Source organism: Fibrobacter sp. UWT3, assembly GCF_900230125.1.
In the GTDB taxonomy this organism is placed as follows: Bacteria; Fibrobacterota; Fibrobacteria; order Fibrobacterales; family Fibrobacteraceae; genus Fibrobacter.
Genome location: NZ_OCSS01000001.1, coordinates 1,449,746 through 1,464,011 on the forward strand (window position 1 = coordinate 1,449,746; position 14,266 = coordinate 1,464,011).

Here is a 14,266-nt window from a genome sequence, read left to right on the forward strand (position 1 = left end):
AAAAAAGGATATATTTTAACTTAACCGGTAATGAATATGGTTGTTCATGAACCCACTATTAAAAAAACTACAAATCCATATTCCTGTGCGGCATATTCGAAAAACTTGACAGCTTCGCTGGTATTGCCGTTGGAACTTTCGATGTGCCAGTCGATAATTACGTAGATGTCGTTGTCGATGGCGGCGTTCACCACGTTCTTGAGGTAGCCCTTCTGCAAGATGGCTCCCTGTTCACTGCTCAGGTATCCGCGGCCCTGGTCCTCGAATTTTTCCTTGGTGACACCCATAGCAAAGCGGATGACTTCGATATTCATCTGCTTCACCATCGCGTTGACAGCCTTTTCGGAATAGAACACCGTGGAACTGTCTGCACCCGAACTCCAGAAGAGGCTCATGCCCTTCACCTGAACAGCCTGGTTGGAATAATCGGGGCAAGTGCCGGAGAGCTTACCGCCGTTAGCCTTGAGTTCACCGTACGTGCTGACAGGGCCAACACGGCTTGCACTGATGGCCATGGCAGATACTGCAGCCATGCCGAGAATTGCAAGAATCTTTTTCATTTGACATCCTCTGATTTTTTGGTTTACACCATCCCGGCCTAAAAATAACTTTATATGGTAAAAACGCATGTAATATTTGTAAAACACGCAAAAAACGCGGTTTTTGGCCGCTTTGGATAATATAATTTTACACGATTTAGGCTAGAACAGGCTTGCGGGAGGATTGTTGTCGTCGAGGCCGGGGAGGTTCGGGTTCGGCTGGATGTTGTCGAGCGGGTCCTCGGGTTCCACAATCAGGTTGTAGTACACGTTGTTCTTGAGTTCATCCTCGATGTAGAACAGCGTGCCGCCCATCGCAGAACCGCAGCCCGCACAGGCACCCTGGTAACGAATCTTAAGGCGGTTATCGTCCGTGAGGTCGAGAATTTCCACGTCTCCGCCGTCGCCCTGCAGCATGCCGCGCACGGACTGGTGCAGCCAGGCCTCGATCTTCTCGATTTTTTCGTGCTTCGCGAGCGCATTCCATTCGGCGTCGGCTTCGGCGCGGCCTTCGGCGGTCTGCGTGCGGTACTTGATACGCTCCATCTTCTCGCGCACCAGGATGGCGGTCGCCTTCTTTTCGGGGTAGGCTTCCAGGACCTTCTTGATGAGCGTGTTCATCTGGCCAATCTCGGGCGCATTTGCCGGAATGGCGGGGGAATCAGGGTTATCGCGGAGTTCCTGTTCCAGGCTCTCTGCAGTAATCGCGCACGCTTCCTCGATGGTCACCATCTGGATTTTCTTGCAGAAGGTATCGGCGAGGGCGGTAAATATGGGGCCGCCGTATGTGAAGAAGCGCGTTTCCAGAATCTTGTCGCATTCGGGGTCAACCATCAGGTAGACCTTCAGGCTCGATTCCTTCGCGTCAACAAGGGCAAGCCCCTTCTCGTCGGCTTCAATCTGGAAAATTGCCCCGCGGTACTTGGGGGCCTTTGCAATCTCTTGAACCTTGCTGGAGAGGTTCGCGCACAATTCTTCACTCATAGCGCGGGTAAATTTAGCAAAATGGCGAGCGCAAAATTACTGCACATCGACGGAAACCTTGTACATTGCCTTCCCGCGATGGCTCGAAAGCTGGTTCGCCGGGGCAGTAATGACCTTGATATTCTTCTTGGTCACGCTGCTCTGCTGCGTGAGGACCTTCAGCAAGTCCTGGTTCCTGCCCTCGGCGAGGGTAGAAAGTTCCTTGCGGAGCGCCTTCACGTCGAGCTTGTCGCCGTTTTCCTTCACGTAGGCAACAAAGCCCTCGTCGCTGTCGCTCATTTCGGCAATGGCCCGCTCGTCGAGTTCGGTCAGATTCTCCTTGCCGTGCGTCTTCTTGTAGTATTCCGTCTTGAGCTTTACGGTGCGGTAGGCTTCCGTAGTCTTGCGCACGTTGTAGAGTTGCGTGAACACGAGCTTCAGGTTCTTGTCCTTCGAGAGCGCTTCCGTCATCTTGGACGCCTTCGCGTACTGCTCGCTCGTGAATGTCTTGGCCGTTGCGTCGATGATGATTTCGTCGTTCTTGCCCAAGTCAAGCCCGATGGCACCCGCGCCGGTAGAGGCGAGGTTACCCACAATCTTAAGCGGGGAGAGGGCTACCTTGATAAGCAGGTTCATCACCGTCTTCCAGATAATCTTGCCCACGGAGAACTGCGGGTCCTTCAGGTTGCCGTGTACCGGAATATCGAACTGAATCTTGTCGTCCTTGTCCTTCAAGATGTACAGGCCCACCTTCATGGGCACCATAAATTCCGGGTTCGAATTCGGGTCCTTGTCCGCAACATCGATGTTGTAGATGTCGATGGTGTTCTTGCTGTCGAGTTCAAAATTCTTTATCTTGTTCTCGCTCGCAAAGGCAAGCGTGCCGGCGCTGAGCGGGTAACCCGTGTAGTGGTGGCTGTAGTTGCTGAAGTGCTTCAGGGCAAGGTTCTTCACGCTCACGTAGGCATCCATCGTGCCGATATTGCTGAGCGCTCCCTTGTATTTCACGTTCAGGCTTCCGCCGTCGGGGAAAGCCGCCTTCACGTTGATGGAACAGGGTGTATCGTAGTTGATGTTCGAGCCGAGCACCGTAATCCCGCTCACCGTGTAGTTAAACGGCTTGGTGATGGAATGGTCGGTCGCGCTCACCTTCGTGTTCTGCAAAAGAAGTTTGTTGATCTTTGCCTTGAGCGGCTTGGACTTTTCGGCAGGAGCAGGTTCTTCCTTCACCTCGGGGGCGGCAGTAGAATCGGGCGCATCGCCAAGCACCAGTTGCTGGTCGGCCGCAAGCTGCGCGCTATCCGGCTCATCGGCGGATCCCTTCTTCAACAGCACGTCGATATTCGTCTTCCCGTTCTTGTACAGGTCAATGTGCGCAAAGGCACCGTCTACCACCACGGAATCCACCACGTAGTTGTTCTCGTTGATGTTCGCCTTGCCAATACCCACGCCCACGTGGTTCACGCCGAGCGTACGCCCGCTCGTTTCGGTAAGCACGACGCCATCGAGCGAAACGGTGCCCTTGATATCCGAAGAGAGAATGTCGTTCAGGTTGCCCGCCACATTCACGGCCACAGAGAGCGTGCCTGTAAAGTCCTTGTAGTTGATAAAGTCGTTCAGGTACGGCTTTCCGCAGGCGAGCGCAAAGTCCTTGAGGTTCACGTCCAGCTTGAAGTCGTTTGTCGCCGCGTTCGCTTCTACCTTCACGTTCAGGTCACCACCGTCGGCAAACTTGAGGCTTAAACCCACGTCGGTCTGCTTGTTGCTCAGGTACACCGCAGGGATATTGAGCGAAAAGTCCTGCAGATGAATCTTGGAACCGACCTTCGTATCCTGGTAGATGATGTTGCCCTTCTCAAACACGATGTTCTTTACGGAAATGTTGAAGGGGAGGCCTTCCGCAATCTCGGCCGCATTCACCATGCCCGCAGAATCCGCGCTTGCCGTATCGGCCTTCGCCGCAGCAGAATCGGTCACAGCTGCAATCGCGGCGGAATCGAGCGCAGTAGAATCGCCCTTGGCAAGGAACTCAATGATATCGGTAAAGTTGAAGCGGTCCTCGTGCTGAAGCACTCGCGCATACAGGCCCTTCAGGTAGATTTCGCTCACCGAGGCCGTACCCGTAAACATGTCGAACGGGTCAACGTTCACGCGGAACTTCTCGAAGGATACAAACGGCGTCTCGCCATCCTTCTCGAACACCGCAAGGCTGTCGATGCTCAGCGTAAACGAGAACGGGTCGAGCGAAATGCTCTCGATGGCGACCTTGCGCCCGATGAGGTCCTCGGAGTTGTTAACGATATAGCCCCTTACAATTCCAGGAGCGAACTTGAGCGCGGCAATCACGAGAATGAGTAGAGCCGCAATTACGATGCCTGTTATCTTGAGTGCTTTTTTCATAATAACCAATTTAAAAAAGTTATTTTAAGTTGTTCGGGATAGAATCGCTTGCAGGTGCAGAAGGCGCAGGTGCAGGCGGTTGGGCCGTATCTGCGGGCGCGGCAGGCTTTTCGGCTTCCTGCTGGAAACTCACGAGGTCAATAATCGGTTCGTCCTTCTCCTCGTCGGCGATAGAACGGATCTTCGAAAAATACGTGGAATCGCTTTCCGTGAAGGTAGATGCACCTGCCAGGTCAAAGAACGAGTGCGCATAGGCGAACCATTCCCGTAGCCAGCTCTTGCGTGACTCGCGGTTGAAAATCCACGCATCGGCGATATACTGCTGTTTATAATCGATGTCTGCGGTAACGTACACGGGGCTTTCACCCGAAAGCGTCTCGAAAATGCGCTTTGCACGGCGGGTGGCGGGCGCTGCCGTAACCAGGAGTACCGTATCCGCCTTGTGCTTCTTGAGCCAGGGAATAATCGTGCACGCCTCGCTCAGCGTGGAAGGGTCGTCGTGCCGGACAAGGAAAATAGTGGCGGGGTTGAACTTGCCGAGGCGCATGAAGTCTTCGGCGTAAAAGTCCACGTTGCTCTTGTCACGGTAGACGCGCCGCCCGAGGATAAGCACGGAATCGACTTTCCCTTGAGCCTTCAGGTCTGCCACGTAGTCATTCCTTTCCATGTTCGCGGATTGCCCGTCAAGAATCACCGCCCAGGTGGCGTGTTCGAACTCGTCATTGACCACGAGCCACTTGCCGCTCTTTTCCACAACGACATAGATGGCGGCCAACAAGCAAAATACCACGACTATAATCGCACCCAGAACCTTGCGGCTCCTCTTGCGCGTATTCTTGTCCTGCATCAGAATCTTAGTCACGAGTACATCCCTTATTTTGATTTCTGATAAAGTATTGCGTTTTCACCGTCGGCATAGTACTTCTTGCGCTCTGCGTATGGCTCGAAACCATGCTTCTCGTAGAAGCGGCGGGCTTTTGTATTGCCTTCGCGAACCTCGAGGAACATTTTATCGCCTTTTGCGAAATCGAGATGTGCAAGGCCCGCGTTCAATAGCGCAGTGCCGATTCCTGCGCGCTGGTGCGGTGCATTTGCGGCGATGCTCAGAAGTTCGCTGTCCGGGCCCATCAGGTGGAAAATGGCATAACCAAGAATCGGGGTGTGAAGCGCCGCCTCAACGTAAACGACGCACAGGGCGTAGTTCGCCGTGATTTCTGCAATAAACTGCCGCTCGTTCCAGTCCTGGAAGGCAAGCGCCTTCTGGATTTGAAGGACTTGCGGCAAGTCATCTATTTTCATTTCGCGAACGGGCATCGGCAAACCTTCCGCAAGCCCGCGGGCTACGATTTCAACTTTTCGAAATAGGACGGCTGAATGTAGTTCGCTTCCTGAATGAGCGACGGCTTTACGGTACTGAACAGCGGGGCCCACATGTCGAGCGGCTTGCCCGTATCGGGCGAAACGCTTGCGCCAATTTTAGCAAAGGCAGCCTTGAGCGCTTCGTCTTCCTGTGCGGGGGCGTCCGCGACAATCGCCTTGACTTTCGCATTTTTAATGCGTTCGATAACCTCGGGCGTCTCGATGAAGAATTCCTCGCCGTTCAGCCTCATGTACCAGAACCCGGTGCGTGCGCGGATAATGACTGCAATCTCGGCGCATTCCTTGCCCGCGGCATCGGTACACGCAGGTGTATTGCCCGCGGCATCGTGCGCAAAACATGCGAGCGCCTGCAGGGTCGTGACCCCGTAGAGTTCGCGCTTCCCGCTGAAGCAAAGCCCCTGGCAGAATGCCACTCCGGTCCTGAGCCCGCTGAAAGAGCCGGGCCCGAGCGTCACCATCACGCGCTTCACGTCATCGAGAGTCGCGCCCACGCGCGTGAGCAGCGTGTCGAGCGATTCCCCGAGAATTTCCCCGCGGGCCTCCGTGTTCACGATTTCGTCGTAAACGCGAGCGCTTGCATCCGTAGTTCGCGCATTCATAGGCTGGCCGCTGGTCGCAACCGCCATCGAGATGCCCTTCCGGGAAGTATCTACGTATAAGTCAATAGTCATCTCTTAATCGTGAGGCTCTTGTCGATAATCATGTCGATGAGCTGGCTGTAGGTAATGCCGTTGCAGGCTGCCTGAGCCGGGAGAATCGACGTGGGGGTCATGCCCGGGAGCGTGTTCGTCTCGATGGCATAAATCTGGCCGTCCTTCGCGATGCGCACGTCCGTGCGGCTGTAGCCTGCACCGCCGAGCGCGAAGTGAGCATTCCTGGCGAGTTCCTGGATGCGGGCCGTGAGTTCGGCAGGGAATTCCGCGGGAGTCACTTCCTGGCATTCACCGTTGTACTTCGCCTCGAAGTCGAAGTATTCACGGGTTGTCATGCGCATCTCGGTGGGCGGGAGCGGCTTTTCGCCTTCGATGTAGCCGCAGCTCGCTTCGCCGCCGGCGATAAACTTCTCGCACAGCAGGCGGTTAGAATCCTTGAACAATTCCTGCGCAATCTTGCCGGCCTCGTCCATGTCTTTCGCAATGCCAATGCCGATGGAAGAACCTCCCAGCGGGTCCTTGATCACGAGCGGGAACCCGAGTTCGTCGGCGACGCTCACGAGCGTATCGCCCGCAAAGTCGTGCTTCCAGATGACGCGGTACGGCGGGGTCGGGATGCCGTTTGCGCGGTAGATTTCCTTGGACTTGATTTTGTCCATCGCAAGTGCCGAGGCAAGCAGGCCGCAACCCGTGTACGGGATGCCCCAGTTCTCGAGCATCGCCTGGATGTGACCATCTTCGCCCCACTTGCCGTGCAGCGCCAAGAACGCGATGTCGGCAGCCGGGAGTTCGGAGAGGGCGGGGGACTTCTTGGTGCAGGCTGCCGAGCCCTCGAGGCTGCGGAAGTAGTTCACCGAGAAGTTGTCCTTCTGGTACGGGGAAAGTTCGCGGGCGGACCAGTGCCAGGTGCCGTCCTTGTCAATCAAAACGGGGTGGATATTGTAGCGTTCCGGGTTCATGGCGCGGACAACACCGGTGCCACTCACTACGGAAACATCGTGCTCGGTGGACGGGCCACCCATCAGGACCAATACGCGTAAGCGGGACATAAAAACCTCTTTGTGAATTATATGCTTTAATTATAGTAAAACGCCGGTACGAGGCCGACGCCAAAGAACCATATTTAGGATTGTTTATCGTGTTAAAAAATCGCTACATAATATGTAAAAATTTGTAGTTTATAAAGTAACGGGTAATACGATGAAAATCGAACGCAGAAAAGTCGAATGTGTGGGCGAGTTTAACCCCAGAACCAAGGCGAGGCTCGTCGCCCTTTTGGGGCTTTCCGCGGCATTATCCGTTCCGGCGGAGCCTCAGGGTAGGGATGCCGTTATTCCTGCGACCCCGGCGGATTCAACAAATGCAATTACGCAAGATTCTACCGTTTTTTCGTCTAGTCCGTCCGATACGACAAATATTCAGAATATAAGTGATTCTACAATAATACGTTGGTTATCTGATCCTAGGGCGACTGCCGGCGTACTTGAAGAGGATGTTTCCGAAGAAGATATGGTTCATAGTGCTATCGATGCCGCAGTCGAGCGGAATGTTGGGCGATGAATTTCTAGATTCATTGAAAAAGGTATATCATTGAACCAGAATCCCTTCGAACTCCTCAAGACAAGCGACAAGTGCAAGGCCCGCCGCGGTCGGCTCCACACGGCGCATGGCGTCGTAGAAACACCGATTTTTATGCCGGTGGGCACTCTTGCGAGCGTGAAGGGGCTTTCGTCGCGGGACCTGCGCGAAATGCAGGCGCAGATCATTCTCGCTAACACCTACCATCTGTACCTGCGCCCGGGCACGGAACTCGTAGCCAAGATGGGCGGCGTGCAGAAGTTCATGGGCTGGAACGGCCCGATGCTCACTGACAGCGGTGGATTCCAAGTCTGGAGCCTCAAGGACCTGCGCCACATTATCGAAGAAGGCGTGGAATTCCATAGCCATCTGGACGGCTCGCGCCACATGTTCACTCCGGAATCGGTGATGAAGGCGCAGCGCGAAATTGGCGCGGACATCATCATGGCCTTCGACGAATGCACGCCTTACCCGAGCACCGTCGAGGAGGCCTCGCAATCGCTCAACTACACGCTGGCCTGGACAAAGCGCGCGATGGATTGGCTACGCGAGAACCCGCCAGTTCATGATTACCCACAATTCTTTTTCGGGATTGTTCAGGGCGGCATGCACAAGGAACTCCGCCAAAAATCCATTGACGCGCTCAAGGAAATCGCTCCCGACGGCTACGCGATGGGCGGCCTTTCCGTTGGCGAACCCGTAGAAACCATGTACGAAATCGCAGATTTCTGCACGAATTTACTGCCTGCCGACCGCGCCCGTTACGTGATGGGGGTGGGCACTCCCTGGAACCTGCTGGAACTCATCAAGCGCGGGGTCGACATGTTCGACTGCATTCTGCCCGCCAAGAATGCGCAAGACGGCCTCGTATACACAAGCAGAGGCGTACTCCGCTACAAGAATGCGAAGTTCGCCGATGATAGCAGCCCGCTTGACCCGGAATGCGACTGTCATTGCTGCCGGGACTACACCCGCGCTTACGTGCGCCATCTGTTCAAGACCAAGGAACCCCTCGGCTGGACGCTCTCGACGCTGCACAACCTGCATTTCTATTTGCACCTGATGCAGCAGGCCCGCGATCACATCGAGGTGGGCGATTTCGAGGACTGGTCTGCCGAAATTATCCCGCAACTCCAGCGCGACGCGAAATAAGGAGTTTTTATGTCGATGATCACCGTAATCGTCATTATGTATGCGTACACTTTTCTAGTGTCCTTTCTATTGATTCGTCTAGTTGCCTGGAGTTATAAGTTAAAAGAAAAAAATACCCTGATTCAAATGGCGTTTAAGATTTTCTGGGGCTTGTATGTGCCATTTTCTTCGGTTGTAATTCTGTTTATAGGCAAAAAAGCGGAATCACAGGATGATGGAGCATTACATGCCGTTATATGCCTAATCATCTACATGTTTGCGTTTGTGTATGCACTCGCAAAGTATGATCCAAGAGCACATGAGAAAATTTCATTCCGGTTTAAGAAAAAAGATAAATAAGGAAATCCGCTCCTTATGCCGTAAAAAATTGTATTTTCTGAAAGATGATAAACTTTAAGACCCCAGAACTTTCTGATCGAGCTTCGGCGACAAAGGCCGTGGTCGATTCGGGCTATACCGGCAGTGACGCGAGCTTCGCGAACATTTTCCTGCTACGGCAAAAGTACGGCACGCAGATTGCGCTGCAAGACGGGTTCCTCTTCCGCTACTATAACGGTGTTGGGAGCCGTCGCGGGTACGCTTTCCCGCTTGGGGAGGGCGATGCAGCGGCGGCGCTTGCACTTATTGTCGAAGATGCCCACAAATCGGGCCGTCCGTTGGAATTCTGCCTTGTGGACGAGCCGCGGGCACAGATTTTGCGGGAATATTTTGCAAGCGCCGGGGCGAACGACGCAGAACCGCCCCTCCATTTCGAAGAAAACCGCGGCGACAGCGACTACATCTATTCTGCCGAAAGCCTTGCTAACTTGCCGGGGAACACTTACCGCAAAAAACGCAATCACATTTCACGCTTTACACGCACCTACGGGCAGTTTGAACTGCGCGAAATGACACCGGCCAACATTACCGATGCACTTGAAGTTGAAAAGCGTTGGCTTAATATCGACGATGCCGCTCCGGGCGATTCCGGTCAAGAAACACCCTGTGACTGTGCGGATGCCGCCCTTGCAGAACGCTCCGAAGACGAAAAATCGCGCAATGCGGAATACTGTGCCATCGTCGAGGCGTTGGAAAACTTTGATGCTCTCGGCATGAAAGGGGCGGTGCTGTATGTCGAAGGCAAGCCCGTCAGTATGACCATGGCTTCCGAAATAGCTCCTGGTGCATGGGATATACACTTCGAAAAAGTCATCGACGAATATGCGGTGAATGGCGGGTACGCGATTATAAACAAGCTGTTTGCCGAGCGCCTCGTAACTGCAGGCGCGAAGTCCATCAACCGCGAAGAAGACATTAACATCGAAGGACTCCGCAAGGCGAAACTTTCATATTACCCGCAAACGATTCTCGATAAAATGCACGTTCGAGTGGGGGAGTGATGCTTTCTCGCGTCCTTTCAAGATCATCCTGCGCCGCCTGCAAATTCTGTTGCTCTTTCCGCAGGCAGAGTCTCTGGGAAACGCCGCTGTTCCCGCCTGAAGTCGCCGAAAAACTCAGCAAGCCCAACGAATACGGCGTGGTGGGGGAGTTCCGCAATGGACAAATTGTCCTTGGTGGGTACAAAACCGCCGATCCCGAAGAAGAAGTACCCTGCACCTTCCTGGACCCGCACAAAGGCTGCATTTTAAAGTCCGAAGACAAGCCCTTCGACTGTTCCATCTGGCCGCTTCGTATTATGCGTAAAGACGACGAACTCGTCATCGCGCTCACTCCCACGTGCCCAAGCATCGGCGCGGTTCCGAGCCAGGCCCTCGTAAATCTCGTACAGGACGGCCTCGGCGATAAGATTTTCGAATACGCCAAGATGCACCCGGAAATCATCAAAGAATACCGCGAAGGTTTCCCTATAATTCTAATGCGAACCAAGTGACAAGGCGATTTTCTTGCACTTGGCGATTTCTTTGGGTGTAAGACCTTTGTTCTTGTTTGTTCCGCCTTTTTGAATCACGCCTGCAATCTTGAATCCGCTCCAGCAGAGGATTTCCTTGAGGGCGCGGACGGTGCCGGCCGACTGCTTGAAAATCAGGTTGAATGGCCATTGGGTAGTGCATGTCGTCACAATGACAGCCTTCTTTCCCTTTAACAGTGGAATCGGGTAATCGCGTTCGCTGTGGTCCATCATGCCGTAAACCCAACGGTCGAAAAGCATTTTGAGTTGCCCGGTCATGTTGCCCCAGTAGCAAGGCGAACCGACCACAAGGGCGTCGCATTCTTGCACCAGGCGCAAAATCCGTTTCGCATCGTCTTCTGGCATCACGCAATCGTGAGCGCTACGGCATTTCATGCAACCGATACACGGGCGAAATTCCAGCTTGCAGACATCAATGATTGTTACCTCGGTGCCTTTTTCAAACAGGGTATCACCTATGATATTTAACATCTGGCTGATGTTTCCGTCTTTGCGCGGGCTTGCATTCAAAATGACCACTTTTCTCATTGTGTCTCCATCCAAAAGAAACGTTCTTCTATAAAACTTTCTCTTGTTAAACACCCCAGAATCTAGAAAATGTCACTCATGGGGAAATCTTTCAAAAAATATGGGGAAAAGCTTTATATGAAAGAAAACGCCGAGATTCCGCCGTCTATTCGTTACTTCAAACTGAACACCGCCACCGACAAACATAAAAAGTAAATTGGCCTGCAGGCCGACGCTTTCCATAAATCCAACTTCTCTCATATCCCAATCGTCTTTGTCTATCCACCATTCAAATAGATGATTTTCGAATATGGATAGGCCAATCATGTTGTTTCCCAAAAGAGCATAATAGGATGTACCTGAAGAAAGCCATAATGATCCGAAAACAATGTAGTAGGCAACAGATATTTCTTCTTTTTCCTCTTTGTTGCTTTCATTGGCTTGCAATATTAGATTTGCCATGCCTGCAATCAAAAAAACACTTAAGCTACCATAAGATGACTCATCAGCATCTAACCTTAAATCTAGCCGTGGGGAAAATTCAAGATATAAGCCTATGTTTTTAAACGGCTGAATTCCATTTAAAATAAATCCTTCGATTGCAATTCTGTCTAGAGAGGAATATCCGAAACCTCCCAAAATAACGGCGGGGTCAATTTGTCTTTTCCTATCTACTTCGGGGACTACGCCATCTTCGTCCGCAAATGCGATGGTGCATATTAAAAGTACGATGGCTATGAATTTGTTCATGAATGTAATTATAAAAAACTCTTCTATAAACCGTCCAAACGTCACTCAGGCGATCCATTCCTTTTGCATCAAAAAATCCAGTAGGCCGACAACTAAAATTCCGTCGTCGTAATGCGGCTTGACAATATTCTTCAGTATTTCGGACGCTTGATTATCATATTTAATATTTTTGCTACTTTTGTATGTTTTTGGAAATAAAAAAACTGATTTTTTATGAAAATGCAAAATCCTATTTAATATTTTTGCTACTTTCAGCAAAAATATTAAATAAGTGACATTTTTACGCAAAAACACCTAGGTCGATGATTTTCTGCAAGGAGGCTATGGTGTCCTTATATTTGGCATTGTCGAAAATAAAGAACCTTTCTCTATTTTCATGCAAGTACATCGTAAAGCCTCAGGTCGTAGATATACTTGTATGTTTTTAGTGGGAAGTTTTCGATGTATTTATCTACGTCGGCACGGAGAATTTTGTTGCGCAAGATATGCCTGCGGATAATGTCGGGCGCTTCTTCCTCACAGCAGTAGTCCGTATATTCTTCAACATCTTTAAGCAAGTCTAAAAGTTGGAGTACGTTGCGGTTTTCCTTGGTGACGGCAACCTTGGCGCGACGGATGAAAAATGGGATTTTTCCAACCTTCACTTCGCGAGCGATGGCGGTGGTGTTGTTCGTGACGATTTCTTCTTTATACGGCACCTGCAGACACAATCCCAACTGGTTTGCGAAGGTGTAACCCGAATAATAACCGTAAATTTCATTGCCATCGGTGATATACTTATACTCGGCCACCATGTTCGACGATATGGGGTAATATTCGTGGTTGGGGTCCGGCAAAAAATAGACCCCCGGTTCAAACCTCGAAAGTTCGCCCGCATCGACCAGTTTCTTGAATTGCTGACGCAGATTACCAGCCGAAAGCCCAAGCGGCTCGGCGTCTTCGGTGAAAATCGGTTTTCCCGGCCCGAATTTTGATTTCAAGAATTCCAAAAGCATTTTGCACCCTCATTAACGCTTTTTAATATATATAATAAAAAAGCGTTTGTCAATGGGTAAAAAAACACCCCCGACACGTCAATGCCGGGGGAATCTTTCGTCTTTCGTCTGTAGCGAACGAAGTGAGCGTTCTTTCGTCTATTTAAACAGATTCTTCATCTTCTCAAGGAAAGACTCTTCCTGTGCGGTTTCCTTGTCGTGCCTGAGTTCCGCGAGTTTCTGGTAGAGTTCCTTCTCTTCGCGGCTAAGGTCCTTCGGGATTTCCACGCCGATGTTCACGTAGAGGCTTCCACGGTCGCCGCGCTTGTTCAGCGGGTACAGGCCCTGTTCGCGCAGGCGCAAGATGCTCCCGGCCTGAGTGCCGGCCGCAATCTTGATCTGCACTTCGCTACCGTCCAGCGTCGGGATTCGCTGCGTTCCGCCAAGCACCAGCTTGTGGACCGGCACCTTGATTTCGCAGTGCAAATCGTCGCCTTCGCGGGTGTAGAAGTCGTCGGGCTTTTCGGCAATGACCGCCAGCAAGTCGCCGCAGGCACCGCCGCGAGGCCCGCAGTTGCCTTCGCCACGCAGGTTCAGGTACTGGCCCTCGGCAACGCCCGCCGGAATCTTGATGGAAATCTCTTCGGTTTCCTGCACACGGCCCTCGCCGTGGCAATGCGGGCACGGTTTCGCGATGACTTCGCCCATGCCGTTACAGGTGGGGCAGGCGCTCTCGGTAATCATCTGGAAGAATCCGCCCGTAGAACGGCGTACACGGCCCGTTCCATGGCAGGTATCGCAGGTCTTGATGTCCTGGCCGCCCTTGCCGTTACATTCCGTACACGGCGTGTAGCGTTTCAGGCGAACCTTCTTGGTGCAGCCCTCGAAGATTTCCTTGTAGCTGAGCGCCACCTTGATCTGCAAGTCGTTACCGCGCGGAGGCCCGGCCTTGCGACCGCCTCGACGGCTGCCGCCAAAGCCACTGAATCCGCCACCGAAAATATCGCCAAAGTTCGCGAAAATATCCTCGAAACTGAATCCCTGGCCGCCGAATCCGCCGCCACCAAAACCGCCACCGGGGGCGTTGAAGCCGAACTGGTCATACTGCTTACGCTTCTCGGGGTTGCTGAGCACATCGTAGGCCTCGGCAGCCTCCTTGAACTTCTCTTCGGCTTCCTTGTCGCCCGGGTTCTTGTCCGGGTGGTACTTGATGGCAAGCTTCTTGTAGGCGTGCTTGATCTCGTCAGCACTCGCGTCCTTGCCGACGCCTAGAACTTCGTAATAATCTCTTTTTTCAGCCATTTTTCGCTCGCTTTGCTCGCAGGTCGGTCGCCTAACGGCTCCCTTTGAGCAATGAGGTCGTGCCTAAAGGCACTTTGAGGTCGGGGCTAAAGCCCCTTTGAGGTTAAATTCTATAGCAAAAAGGTGTTCCCGGTCAAAAAACGGGGAAACACCATTTAA

At 52.5% G+C, this 14,266-nt stretch carries 15 protein-coding genes; 4 read left to right on the forward strand and 11 right to left on the reverse strand.

Going from position 1 to position 14,266, the window contains the following annotated elements; genetic code table 11:
- Positions 1–44: 44 nt before the first annotated feature.
- The 7 genes from CRO08_RS06290 to CRO08_RS06320 form a co-directional block, all read right to left on the reverse strand.
- The gene (locus tag CRO08_RS06290; protein WP_101956414.1) at positions 45–560 is read right to left on the reverse strand and encodes a cellulase family glycosylhydrolase; all 516 of its coding nucleotides are present in this window, start codon (positions 558–560) and stop codon (positions 45–47) included.
- Positions 561–701: 141 nt separating this feature from the next.
- On the reverse strand, positions 702–1,523 hold the full coding sequence (locus tag CRO08_RS06295; RefSeq protein ID WP_097035475.1) for a NifU family protein: 822 nt from the start codon (positions 1,521–1,523) through the stop codon (positions 702–704).
- A 36-nt stretch (positions 1,524–1,559) separates the two neighbouring features.
- Complete coding sequence (locus tag CRO08_RS06300) at positions 1,560–3,902, reverse strand: DUF748 domain-containing protein (protein ID WP_097035476.1); 2,343 nt, start codon at positions 3,900–3,902, stop codon at positions 1,560–1,562.
- 19 nt (positions 3,903–3,921) lie between these two features.
- A complete protein-coding gene (locus CRO08_RS06305; RefSeq protein WP_141398259.1) occupies positions 3,922–4,764 on the reverse strand; it encodes a YdcF family protein in 843 nt (280 codons plus the stop codon).
- Positions 4,765–4,775: 11 nt separating this feature from the next.
- A complete protein-coding gene (locus tag CRO08_RS06310) occupies positions 4,776–5,216 on the reverse strand; it encodes a GNAT family N-acetyltransferase (RefSeq protein WP_097035478.1) in 441 nt (146 codons plus the stop codon).
- Between the two features lie 26 nt (positions 5,217–5,242).
- The gene (gene tsaB / locus CRO08_RS06315) at positions 5,243–5,953 is read right to left on the reverse strand and encodes a tRNA (adenosine(37)-N6)-threonylcarbamoyltransferase complex dimerization subunit type 1 TsaB (RefSeq protein ID WP_097035479.1); all 711 of its coding nucleotides are present in this window, start codon (positions 5,951–5,953) and stop codon (positions 5,243–5,245) included.
- Positions 5,950–6,984 (reverse strand): D-alanine--D-alanine ligase, encoded by a 1,035-nt coding sequence (locus CRO08_RS06320; protein ID WP_097035480.1) that lies wholly within the window; start codon positions 6,982–6,984, stop codon positions 5,950–5,952. Before CRO08_RS06320 ends, tsaB begins: the two co-directional genes overlap by 4 nt.
- Positions 6,985–7,519: 535 nt before the next feature.
- Between CRO08_RS06320 and tgt the strand changes: the two genes are divergently transcribed.
- The 4 genes from tgt to CRO08_RS06345 are packed head-to-tail and all read left to right on the forward strand — an operon-like array spanning position 7,520 to position 10,535.
- On the forward strand, positions 7,520–8,665 hold the full coding sequence (tgt, locus tag CRO08_RS06330; RefSeq protein WP_097035482.1) for a tRNA guanosine(34) transglycosylase Tgt: 1,146 nt from the start codon (positions 7,520–7,522) through the stop codon (positions 8,663–8,665).
- 9 nt (positions 8,666–8,674) lie between these two features.
- On the forward strand, positions 8,675–9,004 hold the full coding sequence (locus CRO08_RS06335; RefSeq protein WP_141398260.1) for a hypothetical protein: 330 nt from the start codon (positions 8,675–8,677) through the stop codon (positions 9,002–9,004).
- Between the two features lie 44 nt (positions 9,005–9,048).
- Positions 9,049–10,044: a DUF2156 domain-containing protein gene (locus tag CRO08_RS06340; protein WP_097035484.1), complete on the forward strand. Its 996-nt coding sequence runs from the start codon at positions 9,049–9,051 to the stop codon at positions 10,042–10,044.
- Entirely contained in the window at positions 10,044–10,535 is a 492-nt protein-coding gene (locus tag CRO08_RS06345; protein ID WP_097035485.1) for a hypothetical protein, read from the forward strand. Before CRO08_RS06340 ends, CRO08_RS06345 begins: the two co-directional genes overlap by 1 nt.
- Here CRO08_RS06345 and CRO08_RS06350 read toward each other — a convergent pair.
- The 4 genes from CRO08_RS06350 to dnaJ form a co-directional block, all read right to left on the reverse strand.
- Positions 10,518–11,102, reverse strand: a complete 585-nt coding sequence (locus CRO08_RS06350; protein WP_097035486.1) for a flavodoxin family protein — start codon at positions 11,100–11,102, stop codon at positions 10,518–10,520. The two genes, CRO08_RS06345 and CRO08_RS06350, sit on opposite strands and share 18 nt — an antisense overlap.
- A 72-nt stretch (positions 11,103–11,174) precedes the next feature.
- A complete protein-coding gene (locus CRO08_RS06355) occupies positions 11,175–11,831 on the reverse strand; it encodes a hypothetical protein (protein ID WP_141398261.1) in 657 nt (218 codons plus the stop codon).
- Positions 11,832–12,205: 374 nt separating this feature from the next.
- Entirely contained in the window at positions 12,206–12,826 is a 621-nt protein-coding gene (locus CRO08_RS06365) for a type IV toxin-antitoxin system AbiEi family antitoxin domain-containing protein (RefSeq protein ID WP_097035489.1), read from the reverse strand.
- A 138-nt stretch (positions 12,827–12,964) separates the two neighbouring features.
- The gene (gene dnaJ, locus CRO08_RS06370; protein ID WP_073323829.1) at positions 12,965–14,107 is read right to left on the reverse strand and encodes a molecular chaperone DnaJ; all 1,143 of its coding nucleotides are present in this window, start codon (positions 14,105–14,107) and stop codon (positions 12,965–12,967) included.
- Between the last annotated feature and the right edge of the window lie 159 nt (positions 14,108–14,266).

What these genes read in the sequence shown, in the direction of transcription:
- CRO08_RS06290 (WP_101956414.1), bottom strand. Translation starts at nt 560, where the DNA reads ATGAAAAAGATTCTTGCAATTCTCGGCATGGCTGCAGTATCTGCCATG.
- CRO08_RS06295 (WP_097035475.1), bottom strand. Translation starts at nt 1,523, where the DNA reads ATGAGTGAAGAATTGTGCGCGAACCTCTCCAGCAAGGTTCAAGAGATT.
- CRO08_RS06300 (WP_097035476.1), bottom strand. Translation starts at nt 3,902, where the DNA reads ATGAAAAAAGCACTCAAGATAACAGGCATCGTAATTGCGGCTCTACTC.
- CRO08_RS06310 (WP_097035478.1), bottom strand. Translation starts at nt 5,216, where the DNA reads ATGCCCGTTCGCGAAATGAAAATAGATGACTTGCCGCAAGTCCTTCAA.
- tsaB (WP_097035479.1), bottom strand. Translation starts at nt 5,953, where the DNA reads ATGACTATTGACTTATACGTAGATACTTCCCGGAAGGGCATCTCGATG.
- CRO08_RS06320 (WP_097035480.1), bottom strand. Translation starts at nt 6,984, where the DNA reads ATGTCCCGCTTACGCGTATTGGTCCTGATGGGTGGCCCGTCCACCGAG.
- CRO08_RS06335 (WP_141398260.1), top strand. Translation starts at nt 8,675, where the DNA reads ATGTCGATGATCACCGTAATCGTCATTATGTATGCGTACACTTTTCTA.
- CRO08_RS06340 (WP_097035484.1), top strand. Translation starts at nt 9,049, where the DNA reads ATGATAAACTTTAAGACCCCAGAACTTTCTGATCGAGCTTCGGCGACA.
- CRO08_RS06345 (WP_097035485.1), top strand. Translation starts at nt 10,044, where the DNA reads ATGCTTTCTCGCGTCCTTTCAAGATCATCCTGCGCCGCCTGCAAATTC.
- CRO08_RS06350 (WP_097035486.1), bottom strand. Translation starts at nt 11,102, where the DNA reads ATGAGAAAAGTGGTCATTTTGAATGCAAGCCCGCGCAAAGACGGAAAC.
- CRO08_RS06355 (WP_141398261.1), bottom strand. Translation starts at nt 11,831, where the DNA reads ATGAACAAATTCATAGCCATCGTACTTTTAATATGCACCATCGCATTT.
- CRO08_RS06365 (WP_097035489.1), bottom strand. Translation starts at nt 12,826, where the DNA reads ATGCTTTTGGAATTCTTGAAATCAAAATTCGGGCCGGGAAAACCGATT.
- dnaJ (WP_073323829.1), bottom strand. Translation starts at nt 14,107, where the DNA reads ATGGCTGAAAAAAGAGATTATTACGAAGTTCTAGGCGTCGGCAAGGAC.